This is a genomic window from Roseateles paludis (genome assembly GCF_039872745.1).
In the GTDB taxonomy this organism is placed as follows: Bacteria; Pseudomonadota; Gammaproteobacteria; order Burkholderiales; family Burkholderiaceae_C; genus Pelomonas; species Pelomonas paludis.
In genome coordinates, this window is record NZ_JBDPZD010000002.1 from 135951 (window position 1) to 158028 (window position 22078).

The following is a 22078-nucleotide window of genomic DNA, read 5'->3' on the forward strand; positions in this document are numbered from 1 at the left end:
ACCTTCAGCGCTGGAACTGCCAGTGGTCCAGCTCCAGCAGGGGCTCGGTGCCCTCGCCTCGGAAGACGAGGAAGAGGTCGTGCACGCCGGTGACGGCCTTGACGGCGGTCTTGAAGCTTTGCCAGGCATCGCCGGTGGGCGTGGTGGCGAGGCGGCCGATGACGGGGCCGTCCAGTGCGTCAAGACGAAGCTCGATGGCAACGCCACGCGGTTGTGTGCCGGGGACGCGCAGCTGCGCGCTGAACTGGCGCGCTGGCTTGGCACCGAAGTCCACGCTGCGCAGCTGCAGGTACTCGCCGGCGTTCACATCGGTGACGGCGATGCCACCGGCGAACTGCGCCGTCTGCAAGCCAATGGACCAGGCCATGGTCTCGCCCTCGACGCGTGCGTAGGGGTTGAGGTGGGCCGCTGGCGCCGGGCCGGTGCGCGTCATGTCGAGCGGCACGATGCTGCCATCGGGGTTGAAGTGCAGCTCATCGACACACACCGAGCGCGAGAAGCCACCGCCGCCAGGCAGGCTGCCATCGTGATAGAACAAATACGTCTTGCCCTGGAAGTCGATGACACCGGGGTGGTTGGTGAAGCTGCCGCCCTGCGCCTTCATCACGACGCCCCGGTAGGTCCAGGGGCCGGTGGCGCTGGGGCCGGTGCTGTAGGCCAGGTGTTCAGGCAGAGGCCCGCCGGCATGGAACAGGTAGTAGAGCTTGCCGCGCTTGTAGATCCACGGCGCCTCTTCGTAGGCGGTGGCGCGGTCGGGCTTGGCGCGCTTGCCGAAGGCCTCGACGGTCATCTCGTGGCGGAAGATGCCATGGTCACCCACCGTGGTGTCGTAGGAGACCATGTCGCGGTTGAGCTTGACCCATTTGTAGGTCGGGTTGCCCCAGACGAGGTAGGCCTGGCCATCGTCATCGATGTAGGCGGCGGGGTCGATGTCGCCCTGCTTGTCAAAGACGAGCGGCTTGCCCAGCGCATCCTTGAAGGGACCGAGCGGCGTGGGCCCCACGGCCACGCCGATGGCCATGCCGCCACTGGCTTGCTCCACGGGCACGTACCAGTAGAACTTGCCGTCGCGCTCGATGGTGTGGCCGGCCCAGGCGTGCTTCTTGGCCCAGGCAAAGTCGGTGAGCGAGAGGCGAGCGCCGTGGTCGGTCCAGTTGACCATGTCGCTGCTTGAGAACACGCGCCAGTCGCGCATGTCGAAGAACTTCTTGTCGCCCTCGTCGTGGCCAACGTAGAGGTAGACGCGACCGTCGCGCACCATGGGTGCGGGGTCAGCCGAGTAGATGGTTTGGATGATGGGGTTGGCAGCGTGCGCGGCTTGCGCCAGCCAGGCGCACAGGCCAAGGAGCCAGACTCGCAGGGTGGAATGCTTCATGGGATGGGAAACGACAGGGGGGCCGAATCATCAGCCGGCAAGGCGCCCGCAGTGATGAATTCTTGCGGCCCGGACCTGCCCGACGAGCACGAAAACCTGCTGCACAAAAAAGACTGGGTCGCATCGGTAAACCGATGCGACCCAGTGGAAGTGCCGGAGGCTATGAGCGCTTCCGGCAGTCGGATGACTTAGAACTTCATCTGTGCGGTCAGCTGGTAGGTACGGCCCGGATCCCAGTAGGTACGGGTGGCGTACTCTTCCTGCACGTAGGACTTCTGCTTGGCCGCGCCAAGGTTGGCAACGTCGAAGTTGATCGAGGCGCCCTTGTTCCAGCCCACCCAGTCACCGAACTCAAGACGGGTCGAGAGGTCGAAGAAGGAGTAGGCGCGGTTGGCCTTGACCAGGCGGAAGTTGACATTGCCGTCCGAAGACATGGTGTCAAACGAGCTCTTGGCTTGGTGGTTGGCGCTCAAACGGACGGAACCGCGCTTGTTCTCGAAGTACACGGTCAGGTTGGCCGTGTAGGGCGAGACACCGATGGGCACCTGGCCGCTGGTGCCAGAGTCCTGCAGCGTGCGGGTGTAGTTGGTGATGAAGCCGAAGCCGTTGATCGGCAGCCAACGGTCCAACGACTGCGACCAGGTCAACTCAATGCCCTTGATCTTCATGATGTCAGCGGTGTTCACCGGCTGGCTGAGGGTCATCAAGTGCTTGTCCGGGCCGCCGCTGGCGTTGACCGCCGTTTCAGCCGAGCTGCCGGCCGCGTACTGCAGCACATCCTGGCCGTAGAGGCCGCGGATCTGCGACAGGGTCAGCTGCTGCGACACGGTGCGCGGGAAGTTCTTGATGTCCTTCATGAAGGCAGCTGCCGCCACGTAGCCACCCTTCTTGTCGGTGTACCACTCGAAACCGAAGTCGAAGTTCTTGGCTTCGAAGGGCTTCAGGTTGGGGTTGGTGGCACTGACCAGCTGGAAAGCGACGTCATTGGAGATGATCGTCAGCGGACGCAGATCGCTCGGGTTGGCGCGGGTGATGGACTTCGAACCAGCGGCGCGGACGATGATGTCCGAGGTCAGGTTGTAGGCCAGCGTGGCGCTCGGCAGGTTGGAGTTGTAGGCAGCGCGGCCCGAGGTCTCAACGACCTGGGCGGGGTAGCGTGCGCCTTGGCTCGCGTTCGTCGTGCCGCCATCGGGCAGGGCCGTCGTGCGTGGGTCGGGCACGCTCGAGTAGACGCCGATGGTCTGCATGGCGTGCGTGCGGCGGATACCGACGTTGTAGCGCAGCGGGTTGCCGAGCAGGCTGATCTTGCCGCCGGCTTCGATGTAGGCACCGAAGATGTCTTCACCGAAACGCTGGGCGTTCACACCGCTGAAGCCGTTGCCGGTCGCGGGGATGAGGCCCGGAACGATCTGGTCGTAGTAGTGGCTGGCTGCAGCGAAATCGTTCCAGTTCAGGTTCACAAAGCCGTGGCTGCCGGGCGTCAGGTACTTGGACACGTCCGGAATGGCCGAGCCCAGGTAGGCCAGGGCCGGCTGGCCTTTGGTATAGCCCGTGCCAAAGCCCGGGAACTGGGTCATGGGGTTGACCGTGTTGGCGTTGGCCGAGGTGATGCTGCCGTTGCAGGCATTGGGGCCGGTGTTGTTGGGCGCCAGCATCGTGTAGTTCAGATAGCCACCGCAGATGATGTTGGCCCAACGGCCGTCATCGCCCATGCCGGTGATCTGACGGGCGTAGGTGTCATAGGCCACGCCGGTCTTGACCGTGAGCTTCTCGTCACCCCAGATGAGGTTGAGCTTCAAGCCATTGGTGTCGATCGAGCGGCCTTCGCCGTTGACCGTGGCGGTCACGCCGGTGGGGCCACCGGTGTACCAGCCATAGCTGGAGGGGCTGTTGGCGTCACGGCTCGGCGTGTAGACGGGGAACTCGCCGTTGTGGCTGATCGAGGTGGTGAACGGCTGCGTGGCGCTGGTGGGGATCAGCAGCGTGGGGGCCAGACGCTCGAACTTGCTGCGGGCAGCATTGCCCTGGGCATTGATCGTCAGCTTGTCCGTCAGGCGCCACTCAAAGCCAGGCGTGAAGGACAGGAAGTCGGTCTTCTCATCCATGCGGCGCCATTCCAGGAAGCCGACGGAGTTGAGGAAGGTGCCGCCAGTAGCAAAGCAGTAGTTGCCGCAGTCGGTGCGGTCGTACGTCATGCCCATCGGGATGATGCCGCTGTTGCGGACGCTGACGTTGTAGTCAGAGCGCTCTTGCTTGTTGCGCTTCTGACCCACAAGCACGTCGAGGTAGGACTCGAAGTCCTCGGTCGGACGGTACTCAACGCTGAGCAGGCCGTTCAAGCGGTCACGACGGCCTTCGAAGTGCACGGGACGGGGCAGACGCGGCACATAGCCGTTGTCCAGCTGCTGCAGCGTGGCGCCGGGGTTCAGCGATTGCAGCAGCGCGGCGTTGATGGCCTGGCCGGCCGTCAAGGTCTGGGTGACACCACCCACGGTGTAGGTGCCAGCAGCGCCAGCAGGCACGGTGGTCGGGATGTTCCAGGCGCCAGCGGTCGTGCCCGAGGTGCCGGAGCCCGACTGCGAGGGGTTGGCCAGACGCGGCGTGATCCAGTCTTGCACGTAGCCGACTTCAAACCCGCGCGTCGCCACGCGGTTGTTGGCCCAGGACACACCGGCCAACACGCCAAAGGTGTCGCCGACGGTGGTGCTGAACAGGGCGGTGCCACGGTCGCTCGGCTGGCGGGCCGGGTCGTTCTTGGCGAGCTGGATCTTGACGACACCGCGGGTGCCGCGCTTGTCGAAGGGGCGTGCGGTGCGCATGTTCACGACACCGGCGATGGCACCTTCCATCATCTCGGCGGTCGGGCTCTTGGACACCGTGATGCGCGAGAACAGGTCACCCGGCAGGAAGTCGAGGTCAACCTCGCGGTTGGCGTTGGAGCCGCTGCCGAAGCTGGTGCCAGCCGAGGCGACGGGGGCGCCGTTCAGCAGGATGCGGGTGAAGTTGGAACCCAGGCCGCGCACCTGGATGTTCAGGCCTTCGCCGGTCACGTCACGGTTGACCTGAACGCCAGGCACACGTGCGATCGACTCAGCGAGGTTGTTGTCGGGGAACTTGCCGATGTCCTCGGCGTGGATGGAGTCGGACAGGCCGACGTTGTCGCGCTTCTCACGCGCTGAAGCGGCCAGCGAGCTGCGGATACCGGTCACGACGACGGTGTCGAGCTGCTGCGAAGAGGCGGCTGGCGCCTGCTGCGCGTAGGCCTGCGACATCAGCGCGGTGAGCAGCGTCAGCGCGAAGCCCTCGTGGGCCCGAAGCCGACGCGGCTGAGCGGTTGCGTTTTTGGTCATCTCTGTCTCCAAATTGGGCCAAATGGCCGGGGTAATTCGCTCCCGTCGCCGGGAGCAGGTCATTGCGTCAGTCTCGAAAGATTCCGTTGCAGTGGCAAAGTCAAATGGGTGTGCCTGACCGCTTAATGGCGGTGGCTGGACGTGAATTGAATTGAGGCCGCCGAGAAACCCGGCAAGCACTGCCGGGAAAACTCAGCATGCGGCGCGAAATCCTTGGTGGCCCGCAGTTTGAGACGCGTTGCCGGCCATGGCGAATGAAAATTGCCAGCGCGCTCGATACCGGTTTGCACACAGGCGTAGGGGGCCATCATCGCCAGCCGCCCCGTGACGCGGCCGAGCCCGGCGACGGGCGCCGCAGCATGGCGCACACGACACTCAAGGCGCAGCCCCAGCGCAACCATCCAGCGTCCTTGCCCCCGGCTGAGCTCTGCGTCACCAGCGGCGCACGCCACCTGGCCACACTTGGACACCCAAATATGCAGATCTGAGGCCGATGAGAGCGCTAACAACCTGCTATCCAGCAGCTGATCAGGGTGCTTTAGGCGCAGATCACTGAAGCCATGCACCAAATTGAAGCAAAACCTCGTCGAGTCAACGGACATCTCGGTATCTGACCGACCAGGGTTACCCCGCACATGACTCGAACGAGTCGACGCCCACGCACGCCCTGCCCTGCCCCTCTGGGCATGGGAGAGCGCCCGGCATGGGCGGATGGCGAGGAAGACCGATGACATGTAACAAAAGGTCGTCAAGTTGTATGACGTCAGATTAATTCGATCGAGGCCCGATCGCTATGCCAGGTTTTCCCCCAAGCTTTGTTAACGCGAACAGGCTTTCCCTGGGCGTCAGAGGAGGCGCCTCGGCTTCGATGCCTGAATCGGTATCGATCAACAACAATAATTAATCGGACGATTGGCCTCGATGTTGCCAATTCACCATAGCCTCCCGGCCTGGTGAAGGAAGTCGATGCCGCATACCGGGAACGCCATCAACACACCGCCAAAAGGCATTGGCCTTGCGCAAAAGGCGGCCGGTAATATGGCGGGATCGAATATTGGCGTTTCCCAACTGGTGCGGTACGCCTACTGCGAATATCTGCCAACTACCAGATATTCGGCGTGCCGCGCGCTGGGAATCCTCGTTTTGGGAGAGTGAGTTTTTGAGAACCCCTTATGTGGGTTCTCGTTGCAGACGCAGAGGCGGTGGAATCCTTGTATTCAACAAGGTGGAATCCGGGTCAACCCTCTTCGATTTTCGAGTCTGCAGGCCAGTTTGGCTGTCGGAGTCACCTCACACAGGTCTCCTCAGCCCCGTCAGCCGTCTGGCCAAACTCACTCACCCTTCTTCCCGCGCTCTGCGTTTTTTGCGCCCGCCCGCTCGGGGCGAAAAAAAACCGCCCCGGAGCCCCGGCGGCGGTTTCTTGCGAGGCAGCGGCGAGATCAGACGGCAGCCGTCACCACGATCTCGATCTTCCACTCGGGGCGGGCCAGATCGGCCTTGACGGTAGCGCGCGGCGGGGTGTGACCAGGCACCACCCAGGCCTCCCAGACGCTGTTCATGTCGGCAAACTCGGCCAGATCCTTCAGGAAGATCTGTGCCCGCAGGATGCGGCTCTTGTCGGTGCCGGCGCGGGCCAGCAAGGCGTCGATGGCGGCCAGGACCTGGGCTGTCTGGCCCTTGATGTCCTGGCTGCCGTCCGGCGCCACTTGGCCGGCCAGGTAGGCCACGCCGTTGTGGACGGCCATCTCCGACATGCGGGCGCCGACATCGAATCTTTGAATTTCGCTCATGGTGTGTGGGTGAAGAGGTGGGGCCCGCCGGGCGGCGGGCTACTTGGGTTTGCGCTTGGAATTGTGCTTGCCGTGGCTGCCGGGCTTGTGGGTGGCGGCTTCGGCAGGCTGCGAGCCAGGCTTGCCGGCTTTCTGGCCAATCCGGCTTTCGGTGCCGGCCAGCAGCTTCTGGATGTTGGCCGCGTGACGCCACACCAGCAGCAGCGCCATCAAGAGCAGCACCAGGGCCGTGGGCCCGGCTTCCCAGATGAGGAGCTGATACATCGGCGCGAACGCGGCCGACACCATCGCGGCCAGCGACGAATAGCGGCTGAAGTAGGCAATGATCAACCAGGTCGCCAGCGTGGCGACGCCGAGCACAGGATTCAGCCCAAAGATGACCCCGGCCGCCGTGGCCACACCCTTGCCGCCCTTGAAGCGGAAGAACACCGGCCAGAGATGCCCCAGGAAGGCCGCCAGGCCCACCAGCGCGGCCGTGCCCTCGCCCAGTTGGTAAGGCCCGCCCCAGGCAGCCACGGCCCATACCGGCAGGAAGCCCTTGAGGGCATCCAGCGCCAGCGTGAGGGCAGCCGCGAGCTTGTTGCCTGAGCGCAGCACATTGGTGGCTCCCGGGTTGCCGGAGCCATAGCTGCGAGGGTCCGCCAGCCCCAGGCCCTGGCTGACGAGCACGGCGAAGGACAGGGAACCAATGAGATAGCCGCCGAGGACGGCGAGGTAGGGCAGGAGTTCTTGCATGCCGGCATTTTCCGGCAGAGCGGGACGTCAGGTGGGCGCGGACCGGCTGGGGACTTCCCAGGTGCGGAGCCCGACGCTGCGCTGCCGGGCTCAGTCGCCGCGCTTCAGCAGTTCCAGCACGCGCGCCACGGGCACAGCAAAGCTGATGCCGGTGGGCACCGAGATGGCCGACTCCTTGGTGCCTTTGATCAAGCCCATGGCCAGCACGCCGATAACGCGCCCGGACTCCAGGTCAAACACCGGGCCGCCGCTGTTGCCGGGGAAGGCGGTGACGTCCAACTGCAGGATGCTGAAGTTGCCCGCCCGGAGTTGCTGCGCGGCCCGAGCCGTCAGGCTGCCGCCGGTCTGAGCCAGCGGCGCAACGTCAGTGATGGCAGCCAGCACGCCGCGATGCGACACATGCGAGTAGCCCAGCGCGATGCCCAGCGGAAAGCCGACGAGGGCGATGTCCGCGCCCTCGGCCACGGCTGCGGCGCCCTCTTCCAGCGCCAAGGGGCTCAGCGGCGCGCCATCGACTTCCAATACGGCAAGGTCGTACATGGCATTGCTGACCTTGACGCGCACCGGCTGCGGGGACCACTGGCCGTTGCGCAGCACCTGGATGGCCGGGCTGCGCACGCCACCGGCCGGCGCCGCCAGCGAGTCGGGCAGGACGTGCGCCGAGGTGATGATGAGCCGCCCGTCACCGACTGCAAAGCCCGTGCCGCGGAACTGGAAGCGCGGCGCGTCCGTCGCGCTCAAGGTGCCGACCAGGACGATGGACGGCTTGACACGGGCTACGAGCGCTGGGAGGCCTTCCGCCTGAGCGGCGGCAGGCAGCATGGCCAGCGCGCCGCAGGTCAAGGCGGCCAGCGCCACGCACCAGGCGCGCCAAGTAGAGGGATGAACCGCGTGACGAACAATCTGCATCAGCATGGGCAGTGTTTCGGATCGTGAGGCCGTCAGTCGTCGAGATCGCGGGCGGTGCGCCCGGTTTCCAGGTCGGCCACGGCGCGTGTCCAGGCGGGGTCGGTGGTCGAGAGGCGAAAGCCGTAGTAGCGGACGTCGTCCTCCTCATGCACCCGCACGACGCTGGCCTCCACGGTGGCTTCGACACCGACGCCGAGTTCCACCTGAACCGTGCCCATCTCGCCGATGGGCAGGTCGGTAAAGGAGCTTGCCTGGAAGCCGGACTGCGAGATTTCCAGCACCTTGAGCGGCGCGGGCGCCGTGTCCGGCTTGTTCTCGACGCCAAACGACGCTGGGCAGCAGATGGGGAAGCGCTGGTGGCGCCGCAGCAGGTAGTAGTCGCGGCTGTCGCCCTTGAGCAGCGGCAGCACGCCACGGTACTCGGGCTGGTCGTAGATGGACCACAGCAGCGCCCGGCGGCGGTCGTCGAGCCCCTCGAACACGTGAACGCGTTGGTTGAAGAAGTGATCCAGGTCCTCGGGCGAGAGCACGGGGTCGGTGGTGACGTGGTACTTGCGGCGCGGGAACTCGATGTTCTGCAAACGCAGCCGGACGAAGTAATCGAAGAGATTGCGCCGCAGCGGGCGCTTGCCGTACACGGCCTTGAACTTGGCCTCGGCCTCGGCCAGGTCGAGCGTGGCGCCCACAGCGGGCGCGCCGTTGGCAAAGTCGTAGCTGTCCACCTCGGACTTGGGCAGCCTGCGGAAGAACAGCAGGGACTCGTACAGCTCGATGCGGTCCGGGTTCACGGCAATCACCAGGTGCCGCGTGTCGAAGTACTTCTTGCAGTACTCGTACATGAACTTCATCAGCGGGAAGAGGATGACACCGCCCGTCTTGCGAAAGTCCGGGTGCACGGCCAACGCCGAGATCTCGGCGATGTTGCCGGTCAGCGCGCGCACCGAGCTGAGATCGAACACCGACTGCAGCGGGAAGCCAAACACGCCGTCGCGGATGATGGTGATGGTGCCCACCACGCGCCCATCGAACTTGGCGCACAGCGTCGTCGTGGTCGGCAAGGCGTGATACGGCGTGACACGCAATCCAGAGGCATGCTGCTGCATGAAGCCGCTGGCCACATAGGCGTCGTGCAGGATCGAGAAGCACGCCTCCAGCTCCTCGCGCGTTTCCGCGACCTTGAGCACCAAGCGCTCGTCGGGGTCGGGATCGCAATCCACCATCCGACGAAAGATCTCGAACCGAAGCGACTGTGGCAGGAAGGCAATGCCGTTTCGCAGAGCGCGATGCAGCGCCCTACGAAGCCCGGCCTTCTTCACTGCTGTTGCCATGATGCGCTCCGCGATCAACCACTCTGCGGCGACTTTGTCCGTTCAGCTGAAGGTTTCAGCCAGCTTGCAGAGCTTAGCGCGTCTGCCCCTCATCGCGCCATGCGCCGACAGCAGTTTCGCCAAGAGCGCACGGCAATGCCGAACGGCCGCCAGCGCGGTCACTTGATCTGCAGGCGATTCATCAGGTCGTAGAGCGTAGGCCGGCTGACACCCAGCAACTCCGCTGAGCGCACGATATTGCCATCGGCCCTGGCCAGGGCCTTGAGCACGGTCTGCCGCTCGGCATCTTCACGCGCCACGCGCAGGTCCAGGTCGGTGGCCGACACGGCCTCCGCCGGCGCGCGCAGGCCCAGATCAGCGGCGGTGATGCGCGCTTCTTCACACATGATCACGGCGCGCTTCATCACGTTCTGCAACTCGCGCACATTGCCGGGCCAGCGGTGAGCCTCGATCGCACTGACGGCCTCGTCGGTCAGCGTAGGCGCCTTCTGACGCATGTCGGCCGCGAACTTGTGGGCGAACGAGTGGCAGAGCAGCACGGCATCGCCGACGCGGTCACGCAGCGGCGGAATGTCGATCACGACCTCGGCAAGGCGGTAGTACAAGTCCTCACGGAACAGGCCGTCACTGATGCGTTGGCGCAGGTCCTGGTGCGTGGCCCCGACGACGCGTACATCGACCGGGATCTCCTGCCGCCCGCCCACACGCTCGACCACCCGCTCCTGCAGGAAGCGCAGCAGCTTGGCTTGCAGCGGCATGGGCAGGTCGCCGATTTCATCCAGCATCAAGGTGCCGCCGTTGGCGGTCTCGATCTTGCCGACCGTGGTCTTGGCCGCGCCGGTGAAGGCGCCCTTCTCGTAGCCGAAGAGCTCGCTCTCCAGCAGGTTCTCGGGAATGGCGGCGCAATTGATGGCGACGAAGCGCCCCTTGCGCTTGGAGGCGTCGTGCAGGCCCTGGGCCAGCACCTCCTTGCCGGTGCCGCTCTCGCCCAGCAACAGCACCGTGGCGTCACTTGGCGCGACCTTCTCGATCATGCGGCAGAGCTTCTGCATGCCGGGGTCGCGCGTGATCAGCCCGCCCAGCACGTCGCTGGACTGCTGCATCTGCAAGCGCCGGTTCTCCTGCTGGAGCTCGTAGAGGCGGTAGGCGCGCTCGACGGTGAAGCTCAAGACGTCGGGGTCCACCGGTTTGGCCAGGAAGTCGTAGGCCCCCATCCGCACCGCACGCAGCGCATTGCTCTGGTCGTTCTGGCCGGTGAGGACGATGACCTTCACTGCCGGGTCGATTTCGAGCAGGCGCTCCAGGCACTTGAAGCCTTCGGAGACCGAATCCCGATCCGGCGGCAGGCCGAGGTCCATGGTCACCACAGCCGGTTGATGTCGGCGGAACTGCAGAACCGCGCTCGAGACGTCGTCGGCCGTCACCGACTCGAATCGGTCGAGCGACCACTTCAACTGCTTTTGCAGCGCCAGATCGTCCTCGACGATGAGCAGCGGCGCGTGGCGTTCACTGCTCATGCGCGGCGCTCCAGCCCGGAGGCCTCGGACTGCGCGTGGAAGAGAGGCAGCAGGAGCGTGATCGACGTCCCCTTGTTCACCGTGCTTTCCACCTGGATGGACCCTCCGAGTTCCTGAACATATTGGTGGCTTTCATGCGCACCGATCCCCATGCCAGACGTCTTGGTGGTCTGGAAGGGCTTGAACAGTCGATTCTGAATGAAGTCCTCGGTCATTCCGCAGCCGGTATCGATGATTCGTACGCGCGCCTGGCTTCCTTGTGCATCAAGCCACAACGCCACCTCGCCGTCAGGCGGCGTGGCGTCAAACGCGTTCTGCACCATGTGACCCAGCACGCGCTCCAGGCGCTCGGTATGGCCACGCGTCGACACGGCCGATGCCACATGCAATTGCAATTCGCGGCCCTTGAGGCGTGCGGCGTTCTGCAGGCGCCGAGCCAGCTCGGCCAGGTCGACTCCGCTGGTCACGCCGTGCGGCTTCTCGCCTTCGCGCAACTGCAGCATCAGCTGACGCATCTTCTCGACCGCACTGTCCACGGTGTCCAGCATGTCTTGCTGGAACTCGGGGTTGTCTCGCAGGCGCTTGGCATTGCGCAACATCAGCGAGAGCTGGGTGACGATGTTCTTCAGATCGTGCACCACGAAGGCCGACATGCGGTTGAAGGCCTCGAACTTGCGCGCCTCCAGCAGCGCCTCCAAGGCCTGGGCCTGCCGCAAGTAGCCCGCAGCCTGCGAAGCGGCGGCCAGCAGGAGATCGCGGACCTCCCAGTCCACTTCGATCGGCACGCGCGGGCGGCCCAGCACGGCAAAGCCGGTCAGGCTGTTGCCGCTGACCAAGGGCAACACCAACCAATGCTGCGCCTCCTCCGTCAGCCAGGCGGGCGCCTGCAGCTCGGGGTATTTGCTGGCGTCCTGCCGCAGGTCGTCGAGCAGGATGATCCAGCCGGTGCGGCTCAGGAAGCTCGCGAGCGAGTCGTCCAGTCGCTCGACACCGAACTGGCGCGGGAGATTCCAGGCCACCGTCTGCCGCAGTTCAGTGCCAGCAACGTTCAAGGACCAGATCGCGCCGCTGGGGCTCTCCACCAGATTGGCCAGGGCACGCACCACCGTCTCGCCCAATGTCTGCGAGTCGGCTCCCTGGGACAGCAGGCGGTTGAAGCTCAGCCACTCTTCGCGGTAGTCGTAGCGGTAGCTGAAAAAGTTCTTGGAGATGTAGACCCGCAGGCGCGAACGCACCGTGCCCGACAGCGCCAGCCATGCCAATCCGACCAGCGCCACGAAGACCACCGCCACCGACAAGGCCCGCCCCAGGCTGCCGCCCGAGTAGCGAACGTAGTAGCCGACGCCCGCCACCATCAGCAGATAGCCCCCCACCAGCAACAGCGTGGCCGAATGGAACACCGCCGCGCGTGAGATGTGGAGCCGATCAAACCAATCCGCTTGGCGGCGCGAGGCGATGGCCAGCAAGGGCATGGCCAGGGCGTGGACCAGACCACGCACGCTGAGCAGTTCGGCGTCCGAGCGCTCGAACAAGGCAGCCAGCGAGAAGATGAACAGGTCGAAGCTGAAGGTCAGCCCCAGGCCCAGGCACACGGGCCGGGCGTTCCAGCGCGCATCAGCGGCGCTGTTGCGCAACAGTTGCTCCAGCAAGGCCAAGCCCAGCACGGCCAAGCCCAGTGCGGCGAAAGCCAGCTGCCGGTCCAGCGCGCCGACAGGCACGGCCTGAGCCCAGGCAATCAACCCGGCTTGAAGCGCCACCGCGCCGCTGGCCACGGGCCAGATCCAGAGCACGCCCTTGCGGGCTCCGCCGGCCGTGCTGGCCGCCGGCCTGAGCACGGCACCAATGAACACGAACCAGAGCGCATAGCGGGCCAGGTCCGCTGAAGGGACGACCCAGCCAGGCAGCCGGTCCGACCAATGCAATTCAGCATTGACGGCGCCCAAGGCAGCCCACACCGCCGTCGCCAGGATGGACAGCAGCCAGAAGAGTGCGGCGCCAGAGCGCGCGGCCGTAGGCTCACGCAGCAGACGCTGGACCGAGTACACCAGCAGGACGGCGTAGCTCAACGCCGAAAACAGGAATCCAGCACTGTCCAGGGAATCGAGCAAGAACTGCCCCTCAGTCACACGGCCACACAGCGCTTGAACCTCGAGCGCACCAGCCGGGGAGGATATTCGAGAGCCCTGCTCTCAAAGCCGGGTTTGCAGGGCAGGCGCGGCAATTCCGCCTCCTGCATAACCCGAAAGGGCAAACCTCAGCGGGCGCCCTTGCCCGTCAGCACCACGGCCACGGTCTCCAGCATGATCAGCAGATCAAGGAAGAGCGTGTTGTTCTTGACGTAGTAGAGGTCGTACTGGAGCTTCTCGACCGAGTCCTCGATGGTCGAGCCGTACTCGTAGCGCACTTGCGCCCAGCCGGTCACGCCCGGCTTCACGCTGTGGCGAACGGCGTAGTACGGGATCTTGGCAATGAGCTCGTCAACGAAGAACTGACGCTCGGGGCGGGGCCCCACCATGCTCATCTCGCCACGCAGCACGTTGAACAGCTGGGGAAGCTCGTCAATGCGCACTTTGCGGATGAACCGGCCGACGCGGGTCACGCGGTCATCGTTCAGGGTCGCCCAGCGCGGCTTGCCGTCCTTCTCAGCGTCGGTGCGCATGCTGCGGAACTTGACCACGCTGAACGGCTGGCCGTTGAGGCCCACACGCTCTTGCTTGTACAGCACCGGGCCGCGCGATTCCAGGCGGATGGCGATCGCCGTGATCAGCATGATCGGCCAGGTCACCGCCATGATGGCAGCGGCAAAAATGATGTCGGTCACGCGCTTGATGGCCGAACGCATCACACCCTGATTGAAACCATCGCCAAACACCAGCCAGCCGGCATTCACGTGGCTGATCTTGATTTGAGCGAGGGTTTTCTCGAAGTGGGTCGCAATATCAACGACCTTGATGCCGGACAACTTGCAATCCAGCAGCTCACGCAAAGGCATGCTGCCGCCGCGGCGCTCCGTCAAAGCCACCACGATTTCATCCACAGCATGCTCACGGGCAGCTTGGGTCAAACCCAGCCCCTGGCCGATGACCTCGGCACGCGGCACTTCAAGCTGAGCTTCGGTGGGCGACTGGTAGTAGCCGACGACCTGGGCGTGCGGGTCAGAGGCACGCAGGGTGTTGCCCACCGTGCGAGCGGCGGCGCCCGTACCAAAGATCAGGATGCGGCTGCGCAAGCGCGACTGGGCCGTTGTGTGCGAAGCGTAGACACGGTGCACCATGACAGCCGCCACGGCACTCATCGCCACCATGGTCAGCAGGTCGCGGTGGCTGGTGTCCACCGGCACCAGGCGGAAGATGGCGTAGGCCAGCGGCAGGCCAAACATCAGACCCAGCAGCGCTCGCGCGCAGGACTCGGTGACCGAGCGGTTGTGCACGTGCTGATAAAAGCCCGTGGCCGAATTGATCACAAACATGCAACCGGCCAGCGACAGGCCATGCGAAGCGGCGAATGGCAGCGCCAGTTTCGCCGATTCCCCCTGACTCAATACCACAGCCAGGACAGCAAACAAAATCAAACCCAAGTCAAATCCAACTTGGAGAAGAGTTTGCCGGTGCAGGTAATGACTAAAAATCCGAATCATGTATATCCCCGAATATGTCTATTCGAGCATTCATTTCATCGATCCTTGCGGACCCTTTATCAGGAGCGGCGCAGTGCGCCGATCGTGCAATCTTTTAGCTTCGCCAGATGCCGGGCTCATGACACCGACACCGCACTGAGCGCACAGCACGCCAGCCTTCTCACTTGCGGCCGAATCATGCCCGCACCCCCCAAGGTTGAAAGCCCCCCGTTTGGGTGGACGACTGGCATCAAGCGTCCCCTACATGGACGACGCTCGAACGGCAGGAGCGACATCGCGGGGCGGCAGTAGATCGCAGCCCGCGACAAGCGCCGTGCGTCAGCGCCGGCATACAAAGGCAAAAACGTGCTTAACGCACGGCCGATATCCGGGGATGAAGCGCCTGGGATGTGTCCCGGCGACCGGTTGAACAACTCAAGTCAAGATTGCAAATGCGCAATATGAGAAATATTCACACGCCGGTGGCCTCGACGATTTGAAATCCGGGCAGCCGCGTACGCCGCACCGAACGTCTCAGCCCATCACGCACCAACCAGGCCGAAAGGCGCCGCCCAGTTGTTCGCGCGTCAACGTCAGCGCTCCCGCAACACAAGTCATAAATGACGATGCCCGCAGAGACGGGCGTCTCGTGCGGGCATCGAGGGAGATCCAACAGCGGCAGTGGGCCGCTATCGAGACGAAGGGTCAGCGCACAACGGCGATCTGCTTGCGCTCCCGGCCCTTGTAGGTGTAGAGCGTCAACGCGCCGTTCTTGATGTCACCCTTTTCATCAAAGGTGATGGTGCCGGTGACACCCTTGTAGTCGGCGGTCTTGGCGAGCTCAGGCAGGTACTTGGCAGGGTCCGATGAACCCGCCTTCACCATCGCTTCGGCCAGCACGTTGACGGCGTCGTAGACATAGGGCGCGTAGATCTGGACGTCGGTGTTGAACTTGCTCTTGAACTTGGTGCGGAAGGCGTCCATGGCCGTCTTGGCCTCGCCTTCGACACCGCCTGCCTCGGCGCACACCACCTGGCTGTCGGCGATGGAGTCACCCGACAGCTCCGGCAAGGCGCCCGTGCAGATGCCATCGCCGCCCAGGAACTTGGCCTGGATGCCGAGTTGCTTCATCTGGCGCAGCATCGGGCCGGCCACCGCGTCCATGCCGCCAAAGAAGACCACATCGGGCTTCTTGTCCTTCAAGGCAGTCAGGATGGCGGTGAAGTCCGTGGCTTTGTCGTTGGTGAATTCACGGCCGACGACTTTGCCGCCGGCGCCGGCCACGCCCTTTTCGAACTCGTCAGCCACGCCCTGGCCGTAGGCCGTGCGGTCGTCGATGACGGCGATGGACTGGCCTTTGAGTTCATTGACCGCATAGCGGCCCAAGGTGCCACCCAGGTGCACGTCGTCGGCCACCACGCGGAAGGTGGTCTTGAAGCCTTGACGGGTGAACTTGGGATTGGTGGCCGAGGGGCTGACCTGGGGGATGCCCGCGTCGCTGTAGACCTTGCTGGCCGGGATGGAGGTGCCCGAATTCAGGTGGCCGACCACGCCGTTGACCTTGGCGTCCACCAGCTTTTGCGCTGCTGCGGTGCCCTGCTTCGGGTCCGCGCCGTCGTCTTCGGCGAGCAACTCGAACTTGACCGGCTGTCCGCCGATGGTGACGCCCTTGGCATTCAGGTCATCGATGGCGAGCCGGGCGCCCATCTCGTTGTCCTTGCCCAGGTGCGCGATCTGGCCGCTGGTGGGACCGACGTGACCAATCTTGACGACCGCCGGGCCCGTGGGCTCCTTCTGGCAGGCCGTGATCAGCAAAGACGCGGTGACCGCCGAAACAGCAGCCGCTGCACGTACGAATTTGTGTTGCATGGATCAACTCCAGGTGGCAGTGAAGGTTTCCGGAACAGCTAAAACAGCCGCGGCGATTTAAGCATAGGCAGGACCGCAGACGTGAATAGTTCACGACTTTGCGTTGCCTTTGCGCGCCGCAGACTTGGTGCGACGCGATCAGGCGGCGGGCTGGGCGCTGAAGTGGTCGAGCTCCGCCCCGAGGCTTTGGTACTCGCGGTAGCGCCGCCGCCCGGCGGCACGGCCCTCCGCAGCGCTGGGCACCACTTCCAGGATGCGTGCGAACTCGGCCGCCGCAGACGGCACGACGTCGCCCAGGTTAAGCAGGACCGCGCGGTGTTGGAGCAGCGCCGCGTCCTCCACCAACAGCACCTCGCCCGGGGCGCCCGTGCCTGCCCTGCGGTGGGGGATGAAAGCCGTCGGGTCAAAGCTCCAGAGCAAGGCGTCCAGCTCGCGCAGCGTCTCGTCAGCCGCCACAACACCCAGCGGTTGCCCCTGCGCCAGTACGCGCCGGATCAGGCGGCACGCAAAGCGCAGCGGTTCATCGGCGTCCGAGTAGAAGCTGACCCGCACTCAGCGGCCCTGGCTGAGCACGAAATGAGTGAGCAGGCCCACCGGCCGACCCGTGGCGCCCTTGGCGGCCCCGCCCTTCCAGGCCGTGCCCGCGATGTCGAGGTGCCCCCAGCGGAACTTGCCGGCAAAACGCTGCAAGAACTTGGCGGCGGTCACGGCGCCACCGGCCCGAGAGCCCACATTCGCCATGTCGGCAAAATTGCTCTTGAGCGCATCGTCATAGGCCTCGTCCAGCGGCATGCGCCAGCACGGGTCGAGAGCCGCCTCACCGGCTGTGCTCAAGGCACCAGCCACCTCGTCGTCGTTGGCAAACATGCCGCTTCGCACGCCGCCAAGCGCGATCACGCAGGCGCCGGTCAGCGTCGCCACGTCCACCACCACAGACGGCTTGAAGCGCTCGGCATAAGTCAGGGCATCGCACAGGATCAGCCGCCCTTCGGCATCGGTGTTGAGGATCTCGATGGTTTGGCCCGACATCGAGGTCACCACATCGCCCGGCTTCAGCGCGCGGCCGCTGGGCATGTTCTCGCAGGCCGGCACGATGACGACCAGGTTCAGCTTCGGGCGCAGCTCCGCCACCGCGCGCAGAGCACCCAACACACTGGCAGCACCGCCCATGTCGAACTTCATCTCGTCCATCTCGGCGCCCGGCTTGAGCGAGATGCCGCCGGAGTCGAAGGTGATGCCCTTGCCCACCAGCACCACCGGCGCCTGCGTCTTGGCCGCCCCGTGGTACTGGGCGACGATGAACTTGAGCGGCTCGTCCGAGCCCTTGGCCACAGCGAGGAAGCTGCCCATGCCCAGCCTTTCCACCTGCTTGCGGTCCAGCACCTCCACCTTGAGGTCGTGGCGCTTGCCGAGGTCCACCGCAACGGACGCCAGGTGGCTGGGGGTCGCATGGTTGCCCGGTCGGTTGGCGCACTCGCGCGCCAGCTCCACGCCCGCCGCAATCGCCTGCCCTCGCGCCAGGCCTGGACGGGCCGCTTTGGCCTCCGCAGCGCCGTAAAGCAGGGTCACCCGTGCCAGCTTGGCCGCCGCCGGGGCACTTGGCTTGGTGTGCCGGTAAACGTACACCGCTTCGGCCACCGCCAATACCGCCTGCTCGCTCAGGCTGTCAGCCAACCCAGCGTCAAAGCCGACAAAGCAGATGGCCGCATGCGCGACGCTCCGACCCTTGAGCGCAGCCAGCGCACTGGCCAGCGCTGCCTTGCCCGCCGCCAGGCCGGCCCGACCGCTGGCCGCCAACACCAGGCGCGAGGCCTTCAGGCCGGCGGGCCGCGTGAGCGCGATGGTCTGGCCCGCCTTGAGCTGCCAGTCCCCCAGCTTGATGGCGTCCTGGGCCAGCGCGGCGACTGATTTGTCGAGCTGCGCCGGGAGTGCATCGCCAGCCAGCACCACGATCAATGCATCAGCGCTGACGCCAGCCAAAGCGCTGGCAGTTTGAATCTTGAAGTCCATAATGACTCGAAGTCAGAAGAGTGAAATTGATGTTATTCGATACGTCCACGCGTGCGGACTTGGCGCGGAGCTTCGGGGTCACCCTCGTGGTCATCTTGACCATCGTGCTCACGTCCACCCTGATCCGGACGCTCGGGCAGGCGGCTGGCGGCAATGTGGCGCCACAGGACGTGATCCTCCTGATGGGCTACGCCACGCTCGCGCACCTCGGCACCATTCTCATCCTGTCGCTGTTTCTCGCCATCGTGCTGACGCTGGGCCGCCTCTACCGCGAATCGGAGATGACGGTCTGGTTTGCCTCAGGCGTGCCGCTGACGCGTTTCGTCCGGCCTGTCTTCCAGATGGCATGGCCCATCTTGCTGGCGGTGATCGTGCTGGAGCTGCTGATCTGGCCCTGGGGCAACCAAAACAGCGCCGAGTTGCGCGACCGCTACCAGCGGCGGGGCGATCTGTCGCGCGTGGCACCCGGCCAGTTCCAAACCTCGCGCGATGGCAGCCGCGTCTTCTTCATCGAGCGCGACGGTGAGGACGCCACCACCGGGCGCAACGTTTTCATCCTCGGCCAAGCAGGGCGCGATGGCGAGCGCGAGTCCGTCACCACCGCCGCGCGTGGCCGCCTTGAAATGCAGGGTGACGACCGCTTCCTCGTGCTCGACCACGGGCAACGCAACGAAGCCAATGCCCACACCGCAGCCAAGAGCATGGCCCGCTTCGACCAGTACCGTGTCATGACCGACCCCGGCGTGCTGAGTGGCGCCACGCAACTGCCGCCCAAGGCCGTGGCGACGCTGGAGCTGCTGCGGCATCGCAGCCCGCGCAACGACGGTGAATTGGCCTGGCGCTTCGGGCTGATCCTGGCGTGCGTCAACATGAGCCTGCTGGCCTTGGGCCTCTCGGCCAGCAACCCGCGCCGCGCCAGCAACTGGAACCTGCTGTTTGCCCTGCTGGCCTTCGTCGTCTACTTCAACATGCTGAACCTCAGCCTGTCCTGGGTCGCGCGCGAGAAGCTCAGCCTCGTGGCCGCTCTGGCCCGCGTGCACGGCAGCGCGCTGGTCGTGGCGCTGGGCCTGCTCTGGTGGCGCGACCAGGGCACCCGTTTCAACCCGCGTTGGCGCCGGAGCTTGGCATGAGGACGGTGCGCCGGCTGCTCTACCGCGACATCTGCGCCTCGGTCGTGCTGGTGGTGCTCGCCTTCCTTGCGCTGTTCTATTTCGTGGACTTCGTGGAAGAGCTGGAGCGCATGGCGCGCGTCGGTGTCGGGCCCGGCAAGGCAGCTGTGTTGTCCTTGATGGAACTGCCCGGCCGCTTCTATGAACTCTTCCCCATCGGCGTGCTGATCGGCAGCATCGTCACGCTCGCCCGCCTGGCGCAGTCCAGCGAGTTCACCATCCTGCGCACCGGCGGGCTCGGCCCTGGCCGCGCCCTCGGCCTGCTGGCCGGGCTGGCGGCGGGCTTTGCGCTGCTGACCTTCCTGATGGGCGACTTCGTGGCGCCGCAGTTCGAGCGCTGGGGCGACGAGATGCGCGGCCGCCTCACGCGCAACGCAGCCTATGCCGCCAAAGGCGCCTGGCTCAAGGACCACCAGATGGTGGACGGGCGTGAGCGCAGCTACTCGGTGCATGTGCGCGCCGTGGGCGACGGCGGGCAGCTCACCGGTGTGCGCATCTTCGAGTTCGACGAGCGCGGGGCCCTGCTCTCACGCCGCGAAGCCGCCAGCGCCGACGTGAACGAAGCCGGTCTGTGGCGCCTGCACGAGGTGCATGACACCCAATGGTCCACGGACGCACCGGCCGTCGGCGCGCCTGCCGTGCGCGAAACCGAGGCCGACGAATCGCAGTGGCAAAGCGGCCTCACGGCCAAGGTGGTCAGCGCAGCCATGCTGCCCGCCATGTCGATGTCGACGCTGGAGCTGTACCGCTACACCAAGCATCTCTCAGCCCAGGAGCAGTCGGCGCAGGCGCACAGCATCCAGTTCTGGCGCCGCGCGCTCTACCCCTTCGCCTGCTTCGTGATGATCGCCCTGGCCCTGCCCTTTGCCTACCTGCACGGTCGGTCCGGCGGCATCAGCTACAAGGTGTTCGGCGGCATCATGCTGGGCATCAGCTTCATCCTGCTCAACAACGTCGCGGGCCATCTGGGCCTGCTCAAGAACTGGACGCCCTGGGCCGTGGCCGCTGCGCCGAGCTTGCTCTATCTGGCCCTCTCCATGGCTGCGTTCACCTGGCTGGTCCGCTACCGATGACGACTGGAACCCTGCTCTTCGCCCACGGCGCCCGCGACCCCGAATGGGCACGTCCCTTCGAGGCCGTCCTGCAGGCCCTGCAGGCCGCCCGGCCCGGCAACCCGGCCGTGCTGGCCTTCCTGGAATTCATGCAGCCCGACATGGACACGGCGGGGGACCGCCTGGTGGCCGCAGGCTGCACCTCAGTGGCCTTGATTCCGCTCTTTCTCGGCACCGGCGGGCATGTGCGCAAGGACGTGCCGCGCCTGCTGCAGGTGCTGCAGCAACGGCACCCGGGCGTGCAGTGGTCGCTCCAGGCGCCGATTGGTGACCACCCGCTGGTCCGCCAGGCCATGGTGGACGCCTGCCTGACCGCCACGCCGCCACGATAGGCACGCCATGAACCTGCATCAGTTCCGCTTTGTTCAGGAAGCCGCGCGCCGCAACCTCAACCTGACCGAGACGGCCAAGGCCCTGTTCACCTCACAGCCCGGGGTCTCCAAGGCCATCCTGGAGCTGGAAGAAGAACTCGGCATCGACATCTTCTCGCGCCACGGCAAGCGGCTGCGCAGCATCACCGAGCCCGGCCAGCGTGTGCTGGCCAGCATCGAGATCATCTTGCGCGAGGTGGGCAACCTCAAGCGCATTGGCGAGGAGTACTCGCGGCAGGACTCCGGCACTTTCTCCATCGCCACCACCCACACCCAGGCGCGCTATGTGCTGCCCACGCCGGTGGCACAGCTGCGGCGCCAGCTGCCCAATCTGCGCATCTCGCTGCACCAGGGTAGCCCCGACCAAGTGGCCCGCATGCTGCTCGACGAAACCGCCGACATCGGCCTGGCCACCGAGTCGCTCGCGCAGATCCCCGAGCTTGTGTCCCTGCCCTGCTATGAGTGGCAGCACGTGATGGTGGTGCCGCGCGACCACCCGCTGGCCGAGGCGCCGCGCATCACGCTTGAGCAGTTGGCGACCCAGCCCCTCGTCACCTACCACGCCAGCTTTACCGGCCGCACGCGCATTGACCGCGCCTTTGCCTCGCGCGGTCTCACGCCCGAGATCGCGCTGGAAGCCATCGACTCCGACGTGCTCAAGACCTATGTGCGGCTCGGCATGGGCGTGGGCCTGGTGGCCGAGATGGCCATGCAGGAAGAGCCGCCCAACAGCGAGTTGGTGTGGCGCCCGCTGGGCCAGTTGCTGGGGCAGAACGTGACGCGCGTCGCCTTCAAGCGCGGCGCCTACCTGCGCAACTACGTCTACAGCTTCGCCGAGATGCTGTCAGACCGGCTCAGCCGCAAGCTCATCGAGCGCGCCATGAGCGGCGAGGCGACTGACTTCGGGATGTGAAGGCCGCGGGCCTG

General features: G+C 65.4%; 17 protein-coding genes. 4 read left to right on the forward strand and 13 right to left on the reverse strand.

Features of this window, described 5'->3' with window-relative positions; all coding sequences use genetic code 11:
- Positions 1-4: 4 nt before the first annotated feature.
- From ABDJ85_RS06495 to ABDJ85_RS06555, 13 genes are all read right to left on the reverse strand, one after another.
- Positions 5-1375, reverse strand: a complete 1371-nt coding sequence (locus ABDJ85_RS06495; RefSeq protein WP_347703956.1) for a glycoside hydrolase family 43 protein — start codon at positions 1373-1375, stop codon at positions 5-7.
- Positions 1376-1563: 188 nt separating this feature from the next.
- Positions 1564-4725 carry a TonB-dependent receptor gene (locus ABDJ85_RS06500; protein WP_347703957.1) on the reverse strand — a complete coding sequence of 1054 codons (3162 nt, stop codon included), beginning with the start codon at positions 4723-4725 and terminating at the stop codon, positions 1564-1566.
- Between the two features lie 122 nt (positions 4726-4847).
- Entirely contained in the window at positions 4848-5327 is a 480-nt protein-coding gene (locus tag ABDJ85_RS06505) for a hypothetical protein (RefSeq protein WP_347703958.1), read from the reverse strand.
- An 837-nt stretch (positions 5328-6164) separates the two neighbouring features.
- Positions 6165-6515 (reverse strand): RidA family protein, encoded by a 351-nt coding sequence (locus tag ABDJ85_RS06510; RefSeq protein WP_347703959.1) that lies wholly within the window; start codon positions 6513-6515, stop codon positions 6165-6167.
- Positions 6516-6554: 39 nt separating this feature from the next.
- Positions 6555-7250, reverse strand: coding sequence for a glycerol-3-phosphate 1-O-acyltransferase PlsY (plsY, locus tag ABDJ85_RS06515; RefSeq protein WP_347703960.1), 696 nt, complete (start codon positions 7248-7250; stop codon positions 6555-6557).
- A gap of 90 nt (positions 7251-7340) precedes the next feature.
- Positions 7341-8165: a S1 family peptidase gene (locus tag ABDJ85_RS06520; protein ID WP_347703961.1), complete on the reverse strand. Its 825-nt coding sequence runs from the start codon at positions 8163-8165 to the stop codon at positions 7341-7343.
- A 26-nt stretch (positions 8166-8191) separates the two neighbouring features.
- Positions 8192-9379 (reverse strand): GNAT family N-acetyltransferase, encoded by a 1188-nt coding sequence (locus ABDJ85_RS06525; RefSeq protein ID WP_347703962.1) that lies wholly within the window; start codon positions 9377-9379, stop codon positions 8192-8194.
- A gap of 266 nt (positions 9380-9645) precedes the next feature.
- Entirely contained in the window at positions 9646-11004 is a 1359-nt protein-coding gene (gene prsR, locus ABDJ85_RS06530; protein WP_347703963.1) for a PEP-CTERM-box response regulator transcription factor, read from the reverse strand.
- Positions 11001-13130 (reverse strand): XrtA/PEP-CTERM system histidine kinase PrsK, encoded by a 2130-nt coding sequence (prsK, locus tag ABDJ85_RS06535; RefSeq protein WP_347703964.1) that lies wholly within the window; start codon positions 13128-13130, stop codon positions 11001-11003. The genes prsR and prsK overlap by 4 nt, the downstream gene beginning before the upstream one ends.
- Before the next feature lie 128 nt (positions 13131-13258).
- Positions 13259-14641 carry a TIGR03013 family XrtA/PEP-CTERM system glycosyltransferase gene (locus tag ABDJ85_RS06540; protein ID WP_347703965.1) on the reverse strand — a complete coding sequence of 461 codons (1383 nt, stop codon included), beginning with the start codon at positions 14639-14641 and terminating at the stop codon, positions 13259-13261.
- Between the two features lie 684 nt (positions 14642-15325).
- Positions 15326-16489 (reverse strand): branched-chain amino acid ABC transporter substrate-binding protein, encoded by a 1164-nt coding sequence (locus tag ABDJ85_RS06545; RefSeq protein WP_347703966.1) that lies wholly within the window; start codon positions 16487-16489, stop codon positions 15326-15328.
- A 138-nt stretch (positions 16490-16627) separates the two neighbouring features.
- Positions 16628-17041 (reverse strand): DNA polymerase III subunit chi, encoded by a 414-nt coding sequence (locus ABDJ85_RS06550; RefSeq protein WP_347703967.1) that lies wholly within the window; start codon positions 17039-17041, stop codon positions 16628-16630.
- Positions 17042-18499 (reverse strand): leucyl aminopeptidase, encoded by a 1458-nt coding sequence (locus ABDJ85_RS06555; protein ID WP_347703968.1) that lies wholly within the window; start codon positions 18497-18499, stop codon positions 17042-17044. It lies immediately after the preceding gene.
- A gap of 29 nt (positions 18500-18528) precedes the next feature.
- Here ABDJ85_RS06555 and lptF point away from each other — a divergent pair, with 29 nt between their 5' ends.
- Genes lptF through ABDJ85_RS06575 form a run of 4 tightly spaced genes read left to right on the forward strand, consistent with a single transcriptional unit; the run spans position 18529 to position 22064 of the window.
- Positions 18529-19629: an LPS export ABC transporter permease LptF gene (gene lptF / locus ABDJ85_RS06560; RefSeq protein ID WP_347703969.1), complete on the forward strand. Its 1101-nt coding sequence runs from the start codon at positions 18529-18531 to the stop codon at positions 19627-19629.
- Entirely contained in the window at positions 19626-20741 is a 1116-nt protein-coding gene (gene lptG / locus ABDJ85_RS06565; protein WP_347703970.1) for an LPS export ABC transporter permease LptG, read from the forward strand. The genes lptF and lptG overlap by 4 nt, the downstream gene beginning before the upstream one ends.
- On the forward strand, positions 20738-21112 hold the full coding sequence (locus ABDJ85_RS06570; protein WP_347703971.1) for a sirohydrochlorin chelatase: 375 nt from the start codon (positions 20738-20740) through the stop codon (positions 21110-21112). The genes lptG and ABDJ85_RS06570 overlap by 4 nt, the downstream gene beginning before the upstream one ends.
- A gap of 7 nt (positions 21113-21119) precedes the next feature.
- Positions 21120-22064: a CysB family HTH-type transcriptional regulator gene (locus tag ABDJ85_RS06575; RefSeq protein WP_347703972.1), complete on the forward strand. Its 945-nt coding sequence runs from the start codon at positions 21120-21122 to the stop codon at positions 22062-22064.
- Positions 22065-22078 lie beyond the last annotated feature (14 nt).